This window comes from Campylobacter sp. CNRCH_2014_2849 (assembly GCF_025772845.1).
GTDB classification, from domain to species: Bacteria; Campylobacterota; Campylobacteria; order Campylobacterales; family Campylobacteraceae; genus Campylobacter_D; species Campylobacter_D lari_D.
Genome location: NZ_JAKMSW010000002.1, coordinates 69581 through 89824 on the forward strand (window position 1 = coordinate 69581; position 20244 = coordinate 89824).

Below are 20244 nucleotides of genomic sequence, written 5' to 3' on the forward strand. Positions count from 1 at the left end.
TTTAGTAACTTTTACTTATTTTTTTCTTTGATTTGTAAAAATTGTAAAGCAGATTTTACTGCTTGCATATAACTTTGTAAGTTTATTTTTTCATTTTTATAAGCCCTATCATAAGCTGTTCCATGATCAACACTAGTTCGAATTATGGGTAAATTTAAACTCGCATTAATACTTTTATCAAAATACAAAGCTTTTAAAGGTGCTAAAGCTAAATCATGATACATACTGACTAAATACTTGCATTTACTTAATGCAAAAGGAGTAAAAGCACTATCGGCCACTAAAGGCTCACTTAAAAAAATATTTTCCTTATAAGAAAACTCTTTTTCTTTTTGACTTAAAAAATATTCATTTTCTAAATTTTGTAAATTTAATGCATGATCTTTTAAAAATACATTTGCCATTCTTATAGCTTTTTTTATTTCCTGCTCTTCTTCTCCGCCTATTACGCCATTATCACTTGCATGAGGATTAAAACCCAAAACTCCAATTTTTTCAAATAAAGTGCATTGATAAAAATTAATTAAAAATTTCGCAAGTTCAAAAGCCTTAATTTCTTTATAAACATCTCTTAAAGGCATATGCTCAGTATATAAAGCCACAAAAAGCTCATCACACCCTAACATCATAATAGCATCTTGTTTGAAAAAATCTCTTAGTGCCTCAGTATGACCTTTATAGCTCACTCCCCCCATTTGCCAAGTTTTTTTATTAATCGGTAAAGTTACTAAAGCATCTAAAAATAAATGCGTGCAATAACTAGCTCCTTCAAAACTTAAAAAAGAATAAGCTCCACTTTTAGCGTCTAAATTTGCAGGATTTAACTCAAAATCAAAATCAATAATTTTATTAGCTTGATACGAAAACTCATAAATTAAAAAATTTTCTTTTTCTTCTTTAAAGGCAAAATGTGGTTTTAAAGCATTAGAAATTTCAACTAAATTGATTTTAGATTTAGGATTTATTTTCAAAAGCTTACTTGCTTTTTGAAATAATTCATAATGTACAAAATAATATGGCTCACAAATTTTTACTAGCTCATCATGACAAGATAATAAAATTTGCATACCTATACCATTTAAATCCCCTATGCTAATAGCAATTTTTTTCATCTTTTAATCAAAGCTTTCATTTGCAATATAGCTTTTTCTAAGCCTACAAAAACCGATCTTGCTACTATGCTTTGACCTATATTTAACTCTTCTATTTCTAAAATATCCACAATATTTTTTACATTTTTATAATTAAGCCCATGACCAGCTGCCACTCTTAAATTTAAACCCTTAGCCAAACTCGCACTTTGTTTTAATCTTTGGAGTTCATTTTCTAAAAGCTTTTTAAGTTCATTTTTACTTAAAATTAATTCAGGCAATGCATAAGAAGTTTGATTGATATTGGTATATAATGCATTATAAATATTAGCATACAAGCCTGTATGAAGCTCTATAAAATCAGCATTTAAAGAAGATGATTTATTAATATCTTCTAAATTTGGATCAATAAACAAAGAAACTTCGATTTGCTCTTGCTTTAAAGCATTAATGGCTTCTTGTAATTTTTCATTGTCTAAATTTAAACCACCTTCTGTTGTAAGCTCTTGTCTTTTTTCAGGTACTAAAGTAACGCGCGAGGGTTTGTATTTTAAAGCATATTCTATCATATCAATAGAGCATTCTAAATTCACTACACACTTGCAATATTTTAAGATATTTTCTAAATCAAACTCATTAGCATGACGACGATCTTCTCTTACATGGATAGTGATTTGATCAGCTAAATTTGCACTCAAAAACGCAGCTTCAAGCAAATCAGGATCATTTACTTTTCTAGCTTCTCTTAAAACTGCTATATGATCGATATTAACCCCTAAAAGCATAAGTTTTCCTTATAAGTTTTTTGCTATTATACTTTAAATTTTTTAAGGAGAGCTAGTGCTAGGTATTGATATGGGTTCAAATACATTAAGAGCTGTTTTGATGGATGAGAATTTTAATAAATTAAAAAGCGAAGAATTTATCATAGGAGCAGCTAAAAATATGCAAAATGACACCATTAGTGATGAAGCTATAGAAAGAATTTTTAGCGCTTTAAAAATCTTAAAAGAAAAAAAATATGACTTAAGTCAAGCTAAAGCAGTCGCCACAGCTGCTTTTAGAAAAGCAAAAAATACTAAGCTTATTTTTGAAAAAATTCAAAAAGAATTTAAACTTGATATAAAATTAATCGATGCAAAAACCGAAGCAAAACTAAGCGTTTTAGGTATGCAAGAGCGTCTTAAAGCTCTTAAACTTTTTAGAAAAGACTTAAGTTATTGTGATTTGGGCGGTGCTTCTTGTGAAATTTCAAATGATAAGTTTAGCAAAAGTTATGATTTTGGAATCATTAGTTTTTATGAAAGAATGCATTTTAAAGCCATAAAACCAAATGCTTATGTAAGTTTTTTTAAAAAATATCCACAAAATCTTGTGCGTATTAAAGATGAAAAATTAAAAATTCATCTAAGCCCCTACCCTGCGCATTTAAAGCAACTTGCCTTAAAAGCTTTTAATCTTAGTAAAGATATAAAATTAAAAGGAAATTTTTTCATACTAAATTCAGGAGTACCTACCACACTTTGTGCTTATAAACAAAACATAAAATACAAAGACTACCTAGAAGAAAGTGTAAATGGTAAAATACTCAAACGCAAAGATTTTTTTGATTTTGCATTAAAAATTTGGAATTTAGAACAAGAAAAAGCTAAAATTTATCTTGGAGAAAATAGAAAAAAATACCTCATAGCAGGCTCAATGATACTTTTTGCTTTATTTAATAAGCAAAAGCTCATTGTGATTGATGATGGTGTTAGAGAAGGTGTGTGTATAGCACATTTTAAAAATATCAAATTTTAAAGGAGAAAAAATGAGTTTAAAAGATCAAATTTTAGAAGATATCAAAGAAGCTATGCGTAATAAAGATGATTTTAAAAGAAACACTTTAAGAACGCTTAATGCTAGCTTTAAACAAATAGAAGTTGATGAGAGAATCACACTTAATAATGAAAGAATATATAAAATCATTGCGAGTGAGATTAAAAAACGAAATGAAGCCGCACTTGCTTTTAGCAAAGGTTCTAGAGAAGATTTAGCACAAAAGGAACTCCAAGAAGTAGCTATTTTAAGTGCTTATTTACCAAAACAACTTAGCGATGAGGAATTAGAAAGTGAGCTAAAAAAACTTATAGAAAAACTACAAATTAGCTCTTTAAAAGAACAAGGTATTTTGATGAAAGAAGCTAAAGCAGCTTTTGGTGCAAGCGTTGATGGTAAAAGACTTAATGAAATGGTAAGAAAGCTTTTAGCATGAAAAAAGTTTTAACACTTTGCGCCTTAGCTTTAAGCTCTTTTGCTTATACTCAATATGAATTACATCCTAGCTTTAAAGCTTATTTTAAAGACTGCTCTTTATTAATGGATAAATATTATTATATTAATTGTTATGATTATAATTATAAAGGCACCAAGGCAATTGCTTATAAACTAGAAGCTAAAATTTTAAATCAAGGACACATCAAAAAACGCCCAAAATTTAAAGATGATACCAATATTCCTAAAAAGTATAGAACTTATTGGGAGGATTATCTAAGAAGTGGTTATACAAGAGGGCATGTTGTACCAAATCAATCCATGAATGCAACCCCACAAGCCCAACTTAGCACTTTTTTAATGAGCAATATCACTCCGCAAAAAAAAGATATTAATGCAGAAATTTGGAATGAAATCGAACAAAGAGAAAGATATTTAGCAAAGAAAAATAAAGAATTAGAAGTCTTAAATTTAGTACTTTATGATGATAAGCCAAAACGCATTAAAAACAACATAGCCATTCCTAGTTTTTATGTCAAAATTCTTAAGGTTAAAAATTTCAGCGAATGTTATAAAGTGCCAAATAATGATAATTTTGCAAGATTTGATAGAAATTATTTTAAGGAAGATTGTAAAAAATATATTGATTAAACTAGAAGCAACAAGGCTTCTAGTTTAGTTTTTACTCAACTTCAGCATCGATTACATCATCTTCTTTTTTCTTTTGAGCGTTTGGTTCTTCTTTTTTATACATATTTTCTGCTAATTTATGAGAAACTTCACTTAAAGCTTTCATTTTGCCTTCGATTTCTTCTTTAGAAGCATTAGCATTTTTCAATGTCTCTTTTAACTCATCTAAAGCTTTTTGAATATTTGCTTTATCATCATCACCTACTTTATCTCCAAGCTCACTTAAAGATTTTTCTACTTGATGTACCAAACTATCAGCAGCATTTCTAGCTTCTACTGCTTCTTTGCGTTTTCTATCTTCTTCTTTGTGAAGCTCTGCATCTTTTACCATATTATTGATTTCTTCTTCACTTAATCCACTTGAACCTGTGATTTTAATCTCTTGAGCCTTACCTGTAGCTTTATCTTTTGCACTAACTGTTAAAATACCATTTGCATCAATATCAAAAGTTACTTCAATTTGTGGCATACCACGAGGTGCTGGTGGAATTCCTTCAAGATTGAAATTTCCTAAAGATTTATTATCACGGCTAAATTCTCTCTCACCTTGTAAAACATTGATAGTAACTGCGCTTTGATTATCTTCAGCAGTTGAGAAAACTTGCTCTTTTTTAGTTGGTATAGTTGTACCTTTTTCGATGATTTTAGTCATCACACCACCTAAAGTTTCAATACCTAAAGAAAGCGGAGTAACATCAAGCAATAATACATCTTTAACATCACCTTTAATAACCGCACCTTGAATTGCCGCACCTATTGCAACAACTTCATCAGGATTTACTGATTTATTAAGCTCTTTTCCAAAGGCTTTTTTAACTTCTTCTTGTACTAGTGGAACACGAGTAGAACCACCCACCATAACGATTTCTTTTACTTCACTTTTATCAAGCCCTGCATCTTTTACTACTTCATTAATTTTGCTAATAGTTTCAGCAACTAAACCATCAATCATACTTTCAAATTTAGCTCTTGTTAGAGTTTTAGTTAAGTGTTTTGGGCCACTTGCATCAGCTGTGATAAATGGTAAATTAATATTAGTTTCATTAGCTGAACTCAATTCTTTTTTAGCATTTTCAGCTGCTTCTTTTAACCTTTGTAAAGCCATTACATCGTTTTTAAGATCAATACCTGTTTCATCTTTAAACTCATTTGCTAAAAAGTCGATTAATTTATTATCAAAATCATCACCGCCTAAAAATGCATTACCGCCTGTTGCTAAAACTTCTACAACATTATCACCTGTTTCAAGCACAGTAACATCAAATGTACCACCACCTAAATCATAAACTACAATTTTTTCACTTTCTTTTTTATCAAGTCCGTAAGCTAAAGCCGCTGCAGTTGGTTCGTTGATAATTCTTAATACATTCAACCCTGCAATTTGTCCTGCTTCTTTTGTAGCTTTTCTTTGTGCATCATTAAAATACGCTGGAACAGTAATAACCGCATCTTCTACTTTTTCACCCAAGAAAGCTTCTGCATCTTCTTTTAATTTCATTAAAACTTTTGCTGAAATTTCTTGTGGAGTATAAATTTTACCTGCTATTTCAATCGCACAAGCCCCATTTCTCTCTGTGATATGATAAGGTAAGCGATTTTTAGCTTCTTTTGCTGCTTCTTCATTGATCATCAAACCCATAATTCTTTTTATAGAATAAATAGTTTTTTCAGGATTAGTCACAGCTTGACGCTTAGCGCTATCTCCAACTAAAACTTCTCCCTTATCTGTAAAAGCAACTACTGAAGGAGTAGTGTTTTTACCTTCTTTATTTGGGATAACTTTACTCTCGCCTCTTTCATATACACTCACACAAGAATTTGTTGTACCTAAATCTATACCTATAACTTTTGCCATTTTTTATCCTTTTTATTAAATTTTATTTTGCAACACTAACTTTTGCTGATCTAATTACTCTATCATTCATCATATAGCCCTTTTGTAAAAGTTGGATAATATGATTACTTTCATGATCGGCGCTTTCAACATGAAACATCGCTTCATGTAAATTTGGATCAAACTCACCATTTGCTTCTATTGCTTTAACCATATGTTTTTCAAGTTTTTTCAAAAGCAAGTCTAAAGTGTTTTGAACCCCTTCTTTTATTTTCAAACTTAATTCATCATTAGCTTCTACATTAATAGCCGCCTCTAATGCATCAACTACATCAAGCAAATCTTTAGCAAAACTTTCATTTGCATAAATTGTTGCTGAAATTTTTTCTTTTTCCATTCTTTTTTTGATATTTTCAAATTCAGCATTTGCTCTTAAATAAGTATCTTTTAACTCATTATACTCTGCTTGAAGTTTTTCTAATTCATTGTTTTGATTTTCTGAATTTTCCACTGCTTCTTCTTGCATTTGCTCATTTTGCTTTTCTTCGCTCACGCAGCCTCCTTTATAATATTTAACATTGTTTTAAAATCAGAATACACACTACCAGCAAAAACCACATTAGATTCTTTGCCTAAAAATGTACTCTTAAGCTTTAATCCCATAAAACCCTCTTCAAATAAAGGATCAAATTGCAATTTATCGTTAAAATAAAATCCAATTTGAGGAGATAAAAGCTTAGCAAATTCATCATTTTGATAAATTTGATAAGCTTTACTCTCATTATATCTATAATAAACCATAGCTTCTTTTAGCATAGTTATTTTTTCCAATAACTCTTTAAACTCAACTCTAAAAGCTAAATTTTCAATACTTTTTAGATCAAGTCCTATAAGTCTTTGTAAGAAAACCAGACTATCTTGGCTAAATCTTAAAACCAACTCATTTTGTCCAAAATCAAGTATGATAAATTTATCATTAACCTTGGTAATATCTTGTAAAATAAGCTCATCGCCACCATAAACTAAGGTATAAATTTCAAACTTATCAAGCAAAAACTCTAATAATGCAAGATCGTTAATCACAATCTCATCTTCGCAAAGTTGCTCATACCAATAAGCCTTCATAGCACTAAAAGTTGGTATGCGACCACTGCTAATATGAAGTTGCGTTAATACACCCTCATCGCTTAATTTTTTAAAATAAACTCTTATAGTAGAAGCAGGTATGCTAACTTTATGATTTAACTCATTAGAACCCACAGGGTTATTACCCTCTAGATAGGTTTCAATGATAGTTTTTAAAATTAAATCTTTTTTACTATAAGACTTCACTATAAAACCTTAAATTTTTTATTTTAGCACTCAATGTTTTTAAGTGACAAAATAATTATACAACTTTAGTATAATAATGTCAAGTTATTTTTAAATAAAAATATTTAAAATTATTTAGTCTATATAACTAAAGTTTATTTAGCCATTTATATATAATATATAAAAACTTATTTTTCAGTTTTTTTAAAAGAAAAGATAATATAATTGCGTCTAGCAATATTTTTTAAAAGGTTTATAATAATGAAAAATCTTACTTTAAGAGAAAAGCAAGATCTTGAAGCTTATGTGTTTTCCAATATAGAAAGAAAAAAAATGGCTTTAAGTAGAATTTTAAAGTTATATTATTTAAGATTTTTTAGACTAGTTTTTTAATTTATATTTTCTCATACCCTTTTTTGTGAAAGATAAGTCTTTAAAATCAGGGGATGAGATTAACTCCATACAAGTTTTATCCAAATTTTCCATTCCACTTACTTGCATACTAGCTTGCAAATTTTCATCTAAATATAAATCAAAAATTACACAAGCTTGATTATTGACCTTGTAGAGAATTTTTCCACCTTTTTTCTCATCTAGTTCATACGCTTGTAATTTATCATTTTTACTCATTCTCTTAATTTCATTTGCAAAAGATTGATGCAAGGTATAATAAATCATAAAATCGCGCATAATATTTTTAATATCAGCAATTTCTTTTTTTAGTTTTGATAAATCTTTAGTGTATAAACTTATAAATTGCGTATTTAAGTATTCATTTAGACTTTTTTCGTTTAAATTTTCACACAATGGATAAATTTTAACCACAAAAGCCTTATCTTTAGCAAGTACTATATCTACACAAGCTTGTTTGTTTTGTTTGTATTCTAAAAATAAAGCTTGACTAGAGCTTAAATTTAGCGTGTTTTGTTTATTATAAGCAAAATCACTTAAATCTTCATAGATATTTGCATAAGAAAAAATTCCTATAAAAAGCAATAATAAATTTTTCATTCAAATAAATCTTTATGATGAATTTTTAAGTACTCCACTACTTCTAAGATCTCATCAACTCCTTCTTTTTGGGTATTATGACAAACTTCATCAATACAATCAATATAAACTCCAATTGCTTTTTCTAATTTTACTCTTTTTACCCCAGCAAACAAGAGCATTGCTTCTAAAACTATACTTAATTCATATTGTAAATTTTCTATTTCTTCTTTAAAATCATGATTTGTTTTCATTATTTTCCTTTAATTCTTTACTTTTAATTAAATCTACAAATTGTGCTTTTATAAAATCATAATTAGAGCTATCTTTATACGCAGCAAATAATCCTCCGCTAGCATTTTTATGCCCTCCCCCATTGACCAAACTTTTAGCCATCAAACTCACATCGATTTTATTATTTGCTCTAAAACTTAAGGTTTTTCTCGAACTAAGATCAACAAAAAAATCAAAATCAGGATTTTGCATTAAAAAATCATTTCCAATTACGGAAGTATTGCCTATATTTGAAGTTAATAAACCTTTACTTCCTTTATAAAATACACTAAATTTTTCTTTATTTACACTTAATCTTTCTACCACAAATTTAGAAATTAAATTGCTTAAAGTATCATCATTTTCTTTTTTAAAAAAAGATTTTTTTAAGCCATGCAAATCATCATCTAAATTAATATGAGCATTTTTTTGATGAATGTATTTTCTACAAACATCAAAAAGATAAAAAAGATATTTGATATTTTCTTGTGCAAACATTACCCTATTGATTTCTTTTGCTCCAGAAACCATACCAAGTAGTACTTTTCCAAGTTCAAAATTCTCATCTTCACTCAACCAAATATCTACTGCATTTACCACATCCACAAATTCTAACAAAGCCTTATTTTCACCATAACATTTACTAAAAAAATCATAAACAATCTTAGTAGCACATCTTTTATCATCTAAAAAATACCAAGGATATTTTTGCATACATTCTAAGCCACTTTGATGATGATCTAAAAGTAAAAGTTTGATTTTTTTGCCTTCTATGGCTTTTTGAAAATCTTCACATTGACTTAATGTTAAATTTAAATCCGTGATTAAAATCACAAATTCTTCATTAGGATTTTGCTTTAAATCTTCCTCTATATTTTTAAAAATCACATTAAAATTTTCATTAATCTCTTTACCATAATTAGAATTATAAAAATAACAATTCTTAAAATAAAAATCTAGCACATACTGACAAGCATAGCCATCTAAATCCGTATGTGAAAGATGATAAATTTTCATATTTTTCCTTTATAAATTATCAACTTTTATGATACCTTCTGTTTCAAACTTGGTATTTTCTGCAATCTCAGCAAAACTTAAGACCGTAATATTAATACCAAAATTAGAACAAATATCAGCAATGAATTTTCTAAGTTGCGGCTCAACACAAAGCAAGAAAGGCTTAATTCTTGTATTTGCCACACTTGCAAGTTCAGCTTTTAAAGCTTCTACTAAAGCACCAGTTTGAGCTACATTTATCATTAAATGATACGAACCATCTTTAAACTGCACATGCTCCATTAATTTTGCAGCCGCAGCAGCATCAAAAATATAAAAGCTAATTTGCCCTTTTTCATCCACATATAAATTTGTAATTGCTCTTGCTAAAGAAGCCCTTACATGCTCAATAATCATATCCAAACTCTTGCTTATTTCAGCTATATCACTAATTGATTCTAAAATTGTAAGCATATCTTTAATAGGAATATGCTCTTTAAGTAAAGCTTTTAAAACTTTTTGAATTAAACCTATACTAGCAACCCTTAAACAATCATCTACCACGATAGGATAATCATTTTTGATTTTATCTAGTAAATTTTGCACTTCTTGTTTAGTTAAAAGCTCTGAAGCATTAGCTTTTATAAGCTCACTCATATGGGTTGAAATTACGCTTGCTGGATCAATTACAATATAACCATTTAGCGTTGCCTCATCTTTTAAGGATGATTCTATCCACAAAGCATCAGAATTAAAAGCAGGTTCTTTAGTAGCTATACCTTCGATAGGTTCAGTGATAAAACCACTATCCATAGCTAGATATTTATCAGGATAAATTTCAGCACTAGCTATACCCACACCTTTGAGTTTAAAAGTATATTCATTTGGTTTTAATTGCAAATTATCTCTAATTCTAATTTTTGGCATTAAAAAACCTAAACTTTGAGCTATATTGCGTCTTGTTGATCTAATACGCTCTGTTAATTCACTTTCTGCTAGTTTGATAAGTCCATAACCTAATTCTAATTCTAAAATTTCTAATTTTAAAATATCTGTGATTTTATTCTCTTCTTCTTTTAAGATTTCTTCTTCGCTGCGTTTTTGAGGTTTAGCTTGTTCTTCTTCATGGGTTTCTTGAGACTTTTTAGCTGAAATTGCATTGATTTGAATTTTACCTTCTTGCACTTGCTTTATCATATAACCAAGTCCTAAAAACACCAAAGCCATAAAGCCCAAAGAAAAATGTGGCAAGCCTGGTACTAAAGCAAATATAAATAAAACAAAGCCTACAATTAATAAAGTTTTGTATTCCCCTAAAAGCTGATTGATAGAACCTTCAGCAAAATTATCCTCATCTTTACTAGCACGCGTGATGATAATTGCAGTTGCCGTTGAAGTTATAAGTCCAGGAATTTGAGAAACAAGTCCATCACCTATTGTTAATATAGTATAAGTTGAAGCACATTCTCCAAGCTCCATATCATGCTGAAAATAACCTATCATAAACCCACCAATTAAATTTACAATGGTGATAATAATCCCAGCAACAGCATCCCCTTTTATAAATTTAGAAGAACCATCCATTGCTCCATAAAAATTTGCTTCAGCTATGATTTCTTGGCGTCTTGCGCGTGCAGTTTTTTCATCAATCAAACCTGCATTTAAATCCGCATCAATAGCCATTTGCTTACCTGGCATTGCATCAAGGGTAAATCTTGCTTGAACTTCAGAAACCCTTGTACTACCTTTAGTTACAACCATAAAATTGATTAAAACTAAAATACAAAAAACAACCATACCTATAACATAATTTCCACCAACAACAAATTCACCAAAACTTGCCACTATATCACTAACAGCAGCTGGACCTTGATGACCTTCGCTTAAAATCATACGCGTTGTAGCTATGTTAAGTGAAAGTCTAAAAAGCGTAATAATTAAAATCATAGTTGGAAAAGTTGTTAAATCTGTAGGTTTTGGTATATATAAAGAAATTAAAATAATTAAAACTGAAATTGCTATACTTAATGCAAGAAAAAAATCTAAAACTATACTTGGTAAAGGTACTATAATAATAGCTAAAATTGCAATAATTACAGCTACTATAGTTAGACTCTTTGCCTTTAAAATAGGTGCAACAAGTGGAGCAATCCAAGGCAATACTAAGCTAAAAATATCCCTTTTAGCCATTATTTTGAATAATATCCTCTAGAGTAATAGAAACTAAAAAATCATCTATCTTATTTTGAAGCTTCACCAACACAGGCATAATTTTACAATTTTCTTCTTTTTGCGAAGGACAAATTCCATTACTGCACTCAAATACATTGATAGATTTTTTCTCTACACTATTAATAATTTCTTTTAAAGTGTATTCACTTGGCTTTTTAACAAGCATAAATCCACCTTTAGCACCCTTATAAGATTTCAAAAGTGCGTCTTTGGCAAGTGCTTGTAAAATTTTTGCTAAAAAACTTTTTGGTATATCTAAAACACTTGACATAGTATCTACATCTTGTGGTTCTTGGGATTTTGCTATATGAATTAAAGACAATAAAGCATATTCGCTAGCTTTGGTAAATAACACTTTTTTCCTTTCATTGAAATATTAATAAACGATATCTATTTAACTTTAAATAAAAATTTTAATTATATCAAAAATATGTGTTGTTAAATATTAAATTTCTTATTTTTTAAATTTCAGTATTTTTTTTGTTTTTTTAGTTATAATTGCACTTTTTATTTTAAATACCGCTCAGGAGGTCTATTATGGCTTTAGATTCGGCTAAAAAAGCAGAAATAGTTGCAAAATTTGCTAGAAAAGAAGGAGATACTGGTTCTCCAGAAGTTCAAATCGCACTTTTAAGCGCAAGAATTTCAGATTTAACAGAACATTTAAAAATCTACAAAAAAGATTTTTCTTCTCGTTTAGGTCTTTTAAAGCTTGTTGGTCAAAGAAAAAGACTTTTATCTTATCTAAAAAGAAAAGATTATCAAGCTTATTCTAAATTAATCAGCGAATTAAATTTAAGAGATAAATAAGCCTCGTGCTTATTTATCTTTAATATATTTTATTTTAGTTATTTACCACTTCTTTAATTTAAGTTTTCAAAATTTCAATATTTTATTCACAAGAGTTTCACGATGTGATTTTAGCTTCTAAGTATCTAAAAATAGCACTTTAAGTTTTATGAGTAAAAATATTTTTCACATTTAATTTTATTGATTTTTAATGTTTTTTCACTTTTGCTATAAAAAACCCATCTGCATAGTCATCTGGTAAAACTCTTTTGGCGAATGACAAGTCAAAATCATCACTTTTTGCATTAATGAAATTAACATTTAACAAATCAAAATCTAGTAATTCTAATTTAAAATTTTCATTTCTTAACGCATTTTCTAAAACAGCTTCATTTTCTTCTCTTAAAAATGTACAAGTACTATAAACCAATTCCCCGCCATGTTTTAAGGCTAGTAATGCTGAATGTAAAAGTTTTTTTTGCAAATTTGCTATTTGCTTAATTTCTTTTGTGTTTTTTTGTATTTCAAAACCCATTTTTGCAAAAGTTGAACAAGGCGCATCAAGCAAAATTTTATCAAATTTCAAAGGACAAGCTTTACCTATAGTGCGTGCGTCTTTTAAGAAGCATTTTGCAATTTTAACTTGATAATTTTCCATAGTTGTTTTTAAGGTAAAAAAGCGTGTTTTAGATAATTCACAACTTGCTAAATAACCTTCATTTTGCATAAAATTGGCCAAATTTAAACTTTTTCCACCAGGAGCTGCACACATATCTAGCACATTCTCACCAGCTTTAACACCCAAAGTTTTAGCACATAAATACGAAGAATAATTTTGTATATAAAACTTACCCTCATTAAAAGCATTCATTGAGCTTAATTTGCTTTTAAAAATACTAGGTATTTTATAACAATACAAATCAATTTTTTCAAATTTTATATTTTTTTCATTTAGAATTTCTTCTAGTTTTTCATTGTCAATAAGCAAAGAATTTCTAAAAATATTGACATATTTTTCTTGATTAAAACTTTGAAGGATTTGTTCTTTTTGCTCTTTTGTATAAATTTCATCTAAAGCTGTATTTAAATCAAGCAAGGCCATAAAAATCCTTTAAAAATAAATATGCAGCTAAAGAATCAAGTTTGCCATCTTTTTTCTTTAAATTCACTACACCGAGCTCTTGTGCGTTTTTAGAGCTAAAACTCTCATCAACAAAAAAAACTTCTTTATCAAAACCAAGTAAAGATATGAAATGCTCTATTCTTTTTCGCATTTCATCTTCACTAGATCCGCCCAAAGGAATTCCTACCACCAAAGTATTTACATCATAGTCTTTAATGTATTTTTTTACCTCATTTGCTGCTTGATTGCGGTTTTTTCTAATGATAGCTTCAAGTGGCATGGCCATGCTTTTATTAATACACAAAGCAACACCAATACGCTTTAAACCTATATCTAACGCTAAAGTATTCATATGTAAGCTCTTATTTTCACTCCAGAAATTTCCACCAGACCCTCAAGCTCATATTCATAAACTCTATCACCAAATTTTTTCAAAACTTTTTCTAAATCGTCTTCATGTTTTAAAAAGCTTAATAAATCATCTTCGCTTTGTTCATGATGAAGTTCTCCAAACATTTTTGCAAATTCCTCAAAATTATGAATTAAATTTGCTTTTTTTGTGGCTAAAAGTAAATTTGTTCCTTCACTTTCATCTTTCCTATGAGGTAATACATATATAGGTTTATTCATACTCAAAGCAAGCCTTGCACTTTGCATAGAACCACTTTTTAAATCAGCTTGAGCTATTATAACAACCTCACTTAAAGCAATAATAAGCCTATTTCTTAATAAAAAATCATATGGCTTTGCTTTATATTTTGCTTCATTTTCACTTAAAGCTAATGCATTTTCATAAATATTTAAAATTTCATTTGTATTAGCTTTTGGATAAATCTCATCAAGTCCATTAGCAAATATGGCTATAGTTTGAGGATAAGCTATTTTAGCTGCTTGGATATCCACACCCAAAGCCCCACCACTTACTACACAAACCTTAGTCTTTTTTAACAAAGATACTAACTCAATGAGACAATTTTTAGTATAAACGCTCATTTTTCTAGAACCTATAATAGCTACTTTTCTAGCATTTAAAAGCTCTAAATTGCCTTTATAATAAATCTTTGAAGGTGGATTTAAAAGATTTTTAAAATCTTCAATATTCTCAATAAATTTCATTTAAATATACAAGTTCAACTAAATTTAACAAATCTTTACTTTGCACCAAAGCTTTAAAAGTCTTTTCTCTTGGATGACCAATAGCTATAGCAAAACCTTTCTTTCTTGCCTCTTCTACTGCTTGTTTGAGTTGATTTTTAATATATGCTATATCATCTTCATTATCCAAAAAAACATCTCTAGCTATATAAGGCTGATTAAATTGACTTACTAAATTTTTAGCTTTAGAATTTCCTATGGTTCTTGAATCTACAAAAATAAAATCATTTTGTTTAAAAGCATTAAATAATTTTTCCATAGCCTGCTTATTTGCAGTAAATAAACTTCCTGTATGGTTGTTAATAAATTTTACTTTTGGAAATTGTTCTTTTACAAAAGCAATGCGCTTGCTTATTTTTTCCATATCATCACTAGGGTGTAAAGTGTTTAATTCTGCCTTGTCATATTTTATAGCAGCAAGAGGCAAATGCACCATAAAAAAGTCAAAATCCTTTGCAAACTCAGCTGTATAAGGATGGCGTTTATCAGGTGGAAAAAAAGATGGGATTAATTTTAAATTTGTTTTTTTAAGCATATCTACATGAGTGTGACTTGCCATATCATCTATGATAATTGCTAGACGAGGCTTGGTATTTTTTTGTACTAGAATTTGAGTTTTATTATCCTCGCTTTTATCTGATATATTTTGCTCTTCATTTTTTGATTCTTTGCTTGTATTTTGATCTATTACTTCTAAAATTGAAGTTTGATTATCTTCTTTAGTTTGATTTAACTCTGTATTTACAGGGTTTAAATTTAAAATTTCACTAATATTTTTATCTAAAAATTCTAAATTTTCATTTTCTAAAGTCAAATTTATATCATTAAAACTAAAATTATTTTCTTGTTCTATTATAGGTAATGGTTCTTTTTTGTTTATTGTTTGATTGTAATCTGAACCTTTATTTTCTTCTTTTTTTAAAAACAAAGCTCCAAATGCAAAAAGAAAAATTCCAATTACAACAAGACAAAGTGCTAAAAGCACTTTGTATTTTTTATTTATAGTTTTCAAATTAGTTTTTATCTTTATCAACTAATTTTTTAGCACTAATCCAAGGCATCATAGCGCGAAGTTCGCGTCCTGTTTTTTCTATCAAAGAATCATTCATTAATTTACGCTCTGCATGCATTCTTGCAAAATTCGCTCTTCTTTCTAAGATAAAATCTTTAGCAAAACTTCCATTTTGTATATCTTTTAAAACACCTTTCATAGCCTCTTTAGTTTCTTTGGTAATAATCTTAGGTCCTGTGATATAATCTCCATATTCAGCAGTATTAGAAACAGAATATCTCATATCAGCAATACCACCTTGATAAATCAAATCTACAATTAATTTCATTTCATGCAAACACTCAAAATACGCCATTTCAGGTTCATACCCTGCTTCAACTAAGGTTTCAAAACCAGCTTGGATTAAAGCACTAAGTCCTCCACAAAGCACCGCTTGTTCGCCAAATAAATCTGTTTCAGTTTCAGCTTTAAAAGTCGTTTCTATAATACCTGTTCTACCACCACCTATAGCACTAGCATAACTTAAAGCTAAATTTTTAGCATTTTTACTTTCATCTTGGTGGATAGCAATTAAGCAAGGAGTGCCCCCGCCTATACTAAATTCATGTCTTACAGTATGACCTGGAGCTTTAGGAGCTATCATAATCACATCTATACCTTTTGGAGCAACAATTTGTCCATAATGGATATTAAATCCATGTGCAAATGCTAGAGTTTTACCTGCTTTTAATTCAGGTTTAATTTCTTCATTAAAAATTTCACTTTGAATTTCATCAGGAGCTAAAATCATAATCAAATCTGCTTCTTTAGTAGCTTCTTTTACACTTTTTACTATAAAATTTGCTTTTTGAGCTTTTGCCCAACTTTGCCCACCCTCTTTTAAGCCTATGATCACTTCTACACCACTATCTCTTAAATTCATAGCATGAGCATGACCTTGAGAGCCAAAACCTATAATAGCTACTTTTTTTGATTTTATTAAATTAATATTACAATCTTTATCATAATAAATTGACACAGCCATTATGCACTCCTAAAATTAAAATTAAAGCAAAGATTATAACTAAAAAATATAAATTTAATCCTTTTATGATAAAATTTAAGTTTTGAAAAATTACTATAAAGAGTATTATGAAAGAATTATTTAATCAACTAAGCTATGGTCTAAATGCTGATGAAATTACCAATAAAAGCAAGCAAATCATTAGAGAGTTACTAACTTGCGATATCATTAAATTTTATAAAAACAAATACTATTTAAAAGATGGCTTTACTTTTGGTAAGATTGATATTTCAGCTAATGGAACGGGATTTTTAGAAAGTTTTGATCCTGTTTTTAAGCGTGATTTGCTCATAGAAAATAAAAATTTAAAAGGAGCAAATTATGCTGATATAGTTGTAGCAAAATTACTTCCTCTTAAAAAAAAGCGTCCAAGTGCTAAAGTTATCTTAATACTTAAAAGAGCCCATGAAACTTCTTTAGTTATAACTAAAAAATACGGCGAAGCAGTCCTTGGAGTAAATATTCAAACAGGACTCACATGTGCCTTAAAAGCTTCTCAAAAATCCTTAAAAACTCTACCTTTAGGAACTATTTTAAAAATAGAAAATCATGATAATAATATCACTGAAGTGATAGGGCATATTGATGATGATTTTGTAGATGAAAAAATTTCCTTAGCACTTTTTAATAAAAATGCAGTTTTTGATAATTTATGTGAAAATGAAGCAAGAGCTTATGGAAATGAAGTTGATGCGAGTATGTATCCATCAAGAAAAGATTTTAGAAATTTAAATTTTTGTACCATTGATCCAATTGATGCAAAAGATTTTGATGATGCAATTTATTATGATAAAAATGAGCATGCTATTTATGTAGCCATAGCTGATGTAAGTGCTTATGTGCATGCTTATAGTGCCATTGATAAAGAAGCAAGATCAAGGGGTTTTTCGATTTATTTTCCTCATATTGCTATACCTATGTTACCAAGAGCTTTGAGTGAAAATATTTGCTCACTAAAACCTAATGAAGATAGGTTAGCATTTTGTTTTAAAATAAGCTTAGATCAAAACAATGAAGTGATTAAAGAAGAGCTTTTTGAAGCTATTATCAACTCAAAACGCCGTTTTAATTACGATGAAGTTGATGAGTATTTACAAACGCAAGAAGATTTAGGCGCAATCAATTGGCTTTATGAGGTTTTCAAAATCACTAAAAATTTACGAAAAAAACGATTAAAAAATGCTTGTGAGTTTAAAACCCAAGAGCTAAGAATGACTTTAGATGAAAATAATAAACTCATAAAAACACGCCTTGAAAATGACACTGCCTCGCATAATTTAATCGAAGATTGCATGCTTTTAGCTAATAAAGCTGCAGCAAAATTCATTGATATAGGAGTTTTTAGAAATCATTTAAGTCCTGATTACAAAAAAATAGATCAATTGCTAGCTGATCTTTCAGCACTTAGTATAGATATTAATCCTAAAAATAATGTCATAGAATTATTTAAAGACATTCAAGTCTTAGCAAATGAGCTAAATATAAGAGAAGAAGTAGATAAACTCATCATCAAGGCGCAAAAAAAAGCAGAATATTCTAGTGAAAATGCAGGGCATTTTGGCTTAGGTTTTGATAAATATACCCATTTTACAAGTCCTATTAGAAGATATTCTGATCTTATATTGCATAGACTTTTAAAAGCTAAAATCAATAATGATGAAAAAATGTTTAATTATTTGCTTTTAAATATACAAAGTACTTGCGAGGAATTAAGTTTATTAGAAAGAGAAGCAGATAAGGTTGCTTGGTATTTTATGGATAGAAAATTTGCAAGATGGGCAAAAGAAAATATAGGAAAAAGATTTAAGGCTTTAGTGGTAGAAAATCAAAGTTCATTGCAAGTAAAATTAAATGATGAAATTAAGGGAGCTTTGATTACCATCATAGGTTCAAGGGCAAATTTATTAGAAAACATAGAAGTGGAAATCACTGAAGTAGATATTGTTAGTGCTAAAATTTTTGGTAAAATCACTAAGCATTTTAGTTTAGAAAGAAACCAAAGTGTATAAAAATCAACTCCAAAGCTTACTTAATAGCAATAATTTTCCTAATTATTTCTTACTTTATGGAGCAGATAATTTCCAAATAGAGCTTTATACTAAATTTATTAAAGACAAATACTCTTTTGATGAGAGTTTAAGATTTTATTTTGAAGAATATGATTTTAAGCAAGCATATGATTATTTATCTAGCGCTTCCTTATTTAGCGAAAGAAAATTGCTAGAAATCAAAACTCAAAAGAAAATCCCAAGTAAAGAACTCAAGCAACTTTTACAGCTTTGTCAAAATTCGCAAGATAATTATTTTTTACTTGAAATTTATGATGAAAACTCCAAACAAAGTGAAGCGGAGAAAATTTTTGCTAATAATTTTTGTAGATTTTATAAAGTAAATTCAGCTAAGGAAGGCATGGAATTACTAGCTTTAAAAGCTAAAGAATTAAATATTAACATTACTCAAAATGCCCTTTATGCTCTTTTTTATAATTTTAATGAAAATTTATATTTAGCAGCTAATGAGTTAAATAAATTTAGTGGTCTAAATATCGATGAAAAAATCATCCAAGAGCATTGTTATAGTTTAAGTACTATTAGTTTTGAAAGTTTTTTTGATAAATTAACGCAAAAAAAAGATTTAAGGAATGAACTTGAAAATATTTTAGAAAATTACAATGAAATAGCATTGATTAATGCCTTATATGCAAATTTTTCTAGACTTTTTAAAATAGCTTTACATGTTAAAATTTATGGAAATTTAGACTTAAAAGAAATTTTAGGCTATGCTCCACCTATTTCTGTGGCACAAAATCTTCAAAAACAAGCTCTTGTGATCAAAATATCACAATATAAAAATATCTTTCTGACACTTTGTAATTGCGAATATGAATTAAAAAAGAATTCTAAAATAGAAAAAAAAGAATTTTTAATCGCAACACTTTTACAACTTAGCTCCATATTAAAAAGTTAAATTAAGAAAACTTATGGTAAAATGAAATTTGCATTTTATGCAAAATCCTTGCCTAAAATTTTAGGCTTTATATCCATAAGGAGAAATTAAATGAGACATTATGAAGTTTTATTCATATTAAAACCAACACTTACAGAAGAAGAAGTAAGTGCTAAGTTGGAATTCGTAAAAGAAGTCCTTACAAAAAATGGCGCAGAAATTGAAAGCGTAGTTCCAATGGGAACAAGAAAACTTGCGTACAAAATTAAAAAATACGAAAGAGGAACTTATTTTGTGATTTATTTCAAAGCTCCTACAAATTTAATAGCAGAGCTTGAAAGGGTATTAAGAATCACTGAAGAAGTAATCAGATTTTTAATCGTAAAATATGAAAATAAAAAAGAAATTGCAGCTTGGGAAAGATTAAGCAAGGGTATCAAACAAAATAAAAAAGAAATTAAAGCTAGTGAAAGTACAGAAGGCTAA

Annotated in this window: 23 protein-coding genes; 8 read left to right on the forward strand and 15 right to left on the reverse strand. The window is 28.6% G+C overall.

What is annotated here, in order from left to right:
• Nucleotides 1-11: 11 nt before the first annotated feature.
• Both pdxA and L8X33_RS01730 read right to left on the reverse strand, forming a co-directional pair.
• Complete coding sequence (pdxA, locus tag L8X33_RS01725) at nucleotides 12-1112, reverse strand: 4-hydroxythreonine-4-phosphate dehydrogenase (protein ID WP_263664426.1); 1101 nt, start codon at nucleotides 1110-1112, stop codon at nucleotides 12-14.
• On the reverse strand, nucleotides 1109-1876 hold the full coding sequence (locus L8X33_RS01730) for a pyridoxine 5'-phosphate synthase (protein WP_263662541.1): 768 nt from the start codon (nucleotides 1874-1876) through the stop codon (nucleotides 1109-1111). Before L8X33_RS01730 ends, pdxA begins: the two co-directional genes overlap by 4 nt.
• A 55-nt stretch (nucleotides 1877-1931) precedes the next feature.
• Between L8X33_RS01730 and L8X33_RS01735 the strand changes: the two genes are divergently transcribed.
• The 3 genes from L8X33_RS01735 to L8X33_RS01745 are packed head-to-tail and all read left to right on the forward strand — an operon-like array spanning nucleotide 1932 to nucleotide 3995.
• Nucleotides 1932-2891: a Ppx/GppA family phosphatase gene (locus L8X33_RS01735; RefSeq protein ID WP_263669795.1), complete on the forward strand. Its 960-nt coding sequence runs from the start codon at nucleotides 1932-1934 to the stop codon at nucleotides 2889-2891.
• Nucleotides 2892-2901: 10 nt separating this feature from the next.
• Nucleotides 2902-3345, forward strand: coding sequence for a GatB/YqeY domain-containing protein (locus L8X33_RS01740; RefSeq protein WP_263666179.1), 444 nt, complete (start codon nucleotides 2902-2904; stop codon nucleotides 3343-3345).
• Nucleotides 3342-3995: a DNA/RNA non-specific endonuclease gene (locus L8X33_RS01745; RefSeq protein WP_263666177.1), complete on the forward strand. Its 654-nt coding sequence runs from the start codon at nucleotides 3342-3344 to the stop codon at nucleotides 3993-3995. Before L8X33_RS01740 ends, L8X33_RS01745 begins: the two co-directional genes overlap by 4 nt.
• A gap of 31 nt (nucleotides 3996-4026) precedes the next feature.
• On the opposite strand, the gene dnaK is transcribed toward L8X33_RS01745, so the two are convergent.
• Genes dnaK through L8X33_RS01760 form a run of 3 tightly spaced genes read right to left on the reverse strand, consistent with a single transcriptional unit; the run spans nucleotide 4027 to nucleotide 7200 of the window.
• A complete protein-coding gene (gene dnaK, locus L8X33_RS01750) occupies nucleotides 4027-5889 on the reverse strand; it encodes a molecular chaperone DnaK (RefSeq protein ID WP_263666176.1) in 1863 nt (620 codons plus the stop codon).
• 22 nt (nucleotides 5890-5911) lie between these two features.
• A complete protein-coding gene (gene grpE / locus L8X33_RS01755) occupies nucleotides 5912-6421 on the reverse strand; it encodes a nucleotide exchange factor GrpE (protein ID WP_263669796.1) in 510 nt (169 codons plus the stop codon).
• Nucleotides 6418-7200, reverse strand: coding sequence for an HrcA family transcriptional regulator (locus tag L8X33_RS01760; RefSeq protein ID WP_258107533.1), 783 nt, complete (start codon nucleotides 7198-7200; stop codon nucleotides 6418-6420). Before L8X33_RS01760 ends, grpE begins: the two co-directional genes overlap by 4 nt.
• A gap of 240 nt (nucleotides 7201-7440) precedes the next feature.
• Between L8X33_RS01760 and L8X33_RS01765 the strand changes: the two genes are divergently transcribed.
• Nucleotides 7441-7572 (forward strand): hypothetical protein, encoded by a 132-nt coding sequence (locus L8X33_RS01765; RefSeq protein ID WP_256374638.1) that lies wholly within the window; start codon nucleotides 7441-7443, stop codon nucleotides 7570-7572.
• On the opposite strand, the gene L8X33_RS01770 is transcribed toward L8X33_RS01765, so the two are convergent.
• Genes L8X33_RS01770 through L8X33_RS01790 form a run of 5 tightly spaced genes read right to left on the reverse strand, consistent with a single transcriptional unit; the run spans nucleotide 7561 to nucleotide 12025 of the window.
• Nucleotides 7561-8190, reverse strand: coding sequence for a hypothetical protein (locus L8X33_RS01770; RefSeq protein WP_263669797.1), 630 nt, complete (start codon nucleotides 8188-8190; stop codon nucleotides 7561-7563). The genes L8X33_RS01765 and L8X33_RS01770 overlap by 12 nt on opposite strands.
• Nucleotides 8187-8423, reverse strand: a complete 237-nt coding sequence (locus L8X33_RS01775) for a hypothetical protein (RefSeq protein WP_263659094.1) — start codon at nucleotides 8421-8423, stop codon at nucleotides 8187-8189. Before L8X33_RS01775 ends, L8X33_RS01770 begins: the two co-directional genes overlap by 4 nt.
• On the reverse strand, nucleotides 8407-9459 hold the full coding sequence (locus L8X33_RS01780; protein WP_263666173.1) for a DHH family phosphoesterase: 1053 nt from the start codon (nucleotides 9457-9459) through the stop codon (nucleotides 8407-8409). The genes L8X33_RS01775 and L8X33_RS01780 overlap by 17 nt, the downstream gene beginning before the upstream one ends.
• Before the next feature lie 9 nt (nucleotides 9460-9468).
• Nucleotides 9469-11628: a flagellar biosynthesis protein FlhA gene (gene flhA, locus L8X33_RS01785; RefSeq protein WP_263669798.1), complete on the reverse strand. Its 2160-nt coding sequence runs from the start codon at nucleotides 11626-11628 to the stop codon at nucleotides 9469-9471.
• On the reverse strand, nucleotides 11621-12025 hold the full coding sequence (locus L8X33_RS01790; RefSeq protein WP_220567238.1) for an Rrf2 family transcriptional regulator: 405 nt from the start codon (nucleotides 12023-12025) through the stop codon (nucleotides 11621-11623). Before L8X33_RS01790 ends, flhA begins: the two co-directional genes overlap by 8 nt.
• A 182-nt stretch (nucleotides 12026-12207) precedes the next feature.
• Here L8X33_RS01790 and rpsO point away from each other — a divergent pair, with 182 nt between their 5' ends.
• The gene (gene rpsO, locus L8X33_RS01795) at nucleotides 12208-12480 is read left to right on the forward strand and encodes a 30S ribosomal protein S15 (protein WP_012661650.1); all 273 of its coding nucleotides are present in this window, start codon (nucleotides 12208-12210) and stop codon (nucleotides 12478-12480) included.
• A 187-nt stretch (nucleotides 12481-12667) separates the two neighbouring features.
• Here rpsO and L8X33_RS01800 read toward each other — a convergent pair whose 3' ends face one another.
• The 5 genes from L8X33_RS01800 to ilvC are packed head-to-tail and all read right to left on the reverse strand — an operon-like array spanning nucleotide 12668 to nucleotide 16773.
• A complete protein-coding gene (locus L8X33_RS01800; RefSeq protein WP_263669799.1) occupies nucleotides 12668-13561 on the reverse strand; it encodes an RsmB/NOP family class I SAM-dependent RNA methyltransferase in 894 nt (297 codons plus the stop codon).
• Nucleotides 13548-13934 (reverse strand): Holliday junction resolvase RuvX, encoded by a 387-nt coding sequence (gene ruvX / locus L8X33_RS01805; RefSeq protein WP_263664421.1) that lies wholly within the window; start codon nucleotides 13932-13934, stop codon nucleotides 13548-13550. Before ruvX ends, L8X33_RS01800 begins: the two co-directional genes overlap by 14 nt.
• Nucleotides 13931-14698: a DNA-protecting protein DprA gene (locus L8X33_RS01810; RefSeq protein WP_263669800.1), complete on the reverse strand. Its 768-nt coding sequence runs from the start codon at nucleotides 14696-14698 to the stop codon at nucleotides 13931-13933. Before L8X33_RS01810 ends, ruvX begins: the two co-directional genes overlap by 4 nt.
• Nucleotides 14685-15749: a divergent polysaccharide deacetylase family protein gene (locus L8X33_RS01815; protein WP_263669801.1), complete on the reverse strand. Its 1065-nt coding sequence runs from the start codon at nucleotides 15747-15749 to the stop codon at nucleotides 14685-14687. Before L8X33_RS01815 ends, L8X33_RS01810 begins: the two co-directional genes overlap by 14 nt.
• A gap of 1 nt (nucleotide 15750) precedes the next feature.
• Nucleotides 15751-16773, reverse strand: a complete 1023-nt coding sequence (ilvC, locus tag L8X33_RS01820) for a ketol-acid reductoisomerase (RefSeq protein ID WP_263669802.1) — start codon at nucleotides 16771-16773, stop codon at nucleotides 15751-15753.
• A 107-nt stretch (nucleotides 16774-16880) separates the two neighbouring features.
• Between ilvC and L8X33_RS01825 the strand changes: the two genes are divergently transcribed.
• The 3 genes from L8X33_RS01825 (at nucleotide 16881) to rpsF (ending at nucleotide 20244) form a co-directional block, all read left to right on the forward strand.
• Nucleotides 16881-18821 (forward strand): RNB domain-containing ribonuclease, encoded by a 1941-nt coding sequence (locus L8X33_RS01825; protein WP_263669803.1) that lies wholly within the window; start codon nucleotides 16881-16883, stop codon nucleotides 18819-18821.
• Nucleotides 18814-19779 (forward strand): DNA polymerase III subunit delta, encoded by a 966-nt coding sequence (gene holA, locus L8X33_RS01830; RefSeq protein WP_263669804.1) that lies wholly within the window; start codon nucleotides 18814-18816, stop codon nucleotides 19777-19779. Before L8X33_RS01825 ends, holA begins: the two co-directional genes overlap by 8 nt.
• Nucleotides 19780-19869: 90 nt before the next feature.
• Entirely contained in the window at nucleotides 19870-20244 is a 375-nt protein-coding gene (gene rpsF, locus L8X33_RS01835) for a 30S ribosomal protein S6 (protein WP_133318789.1), read from the forward strand.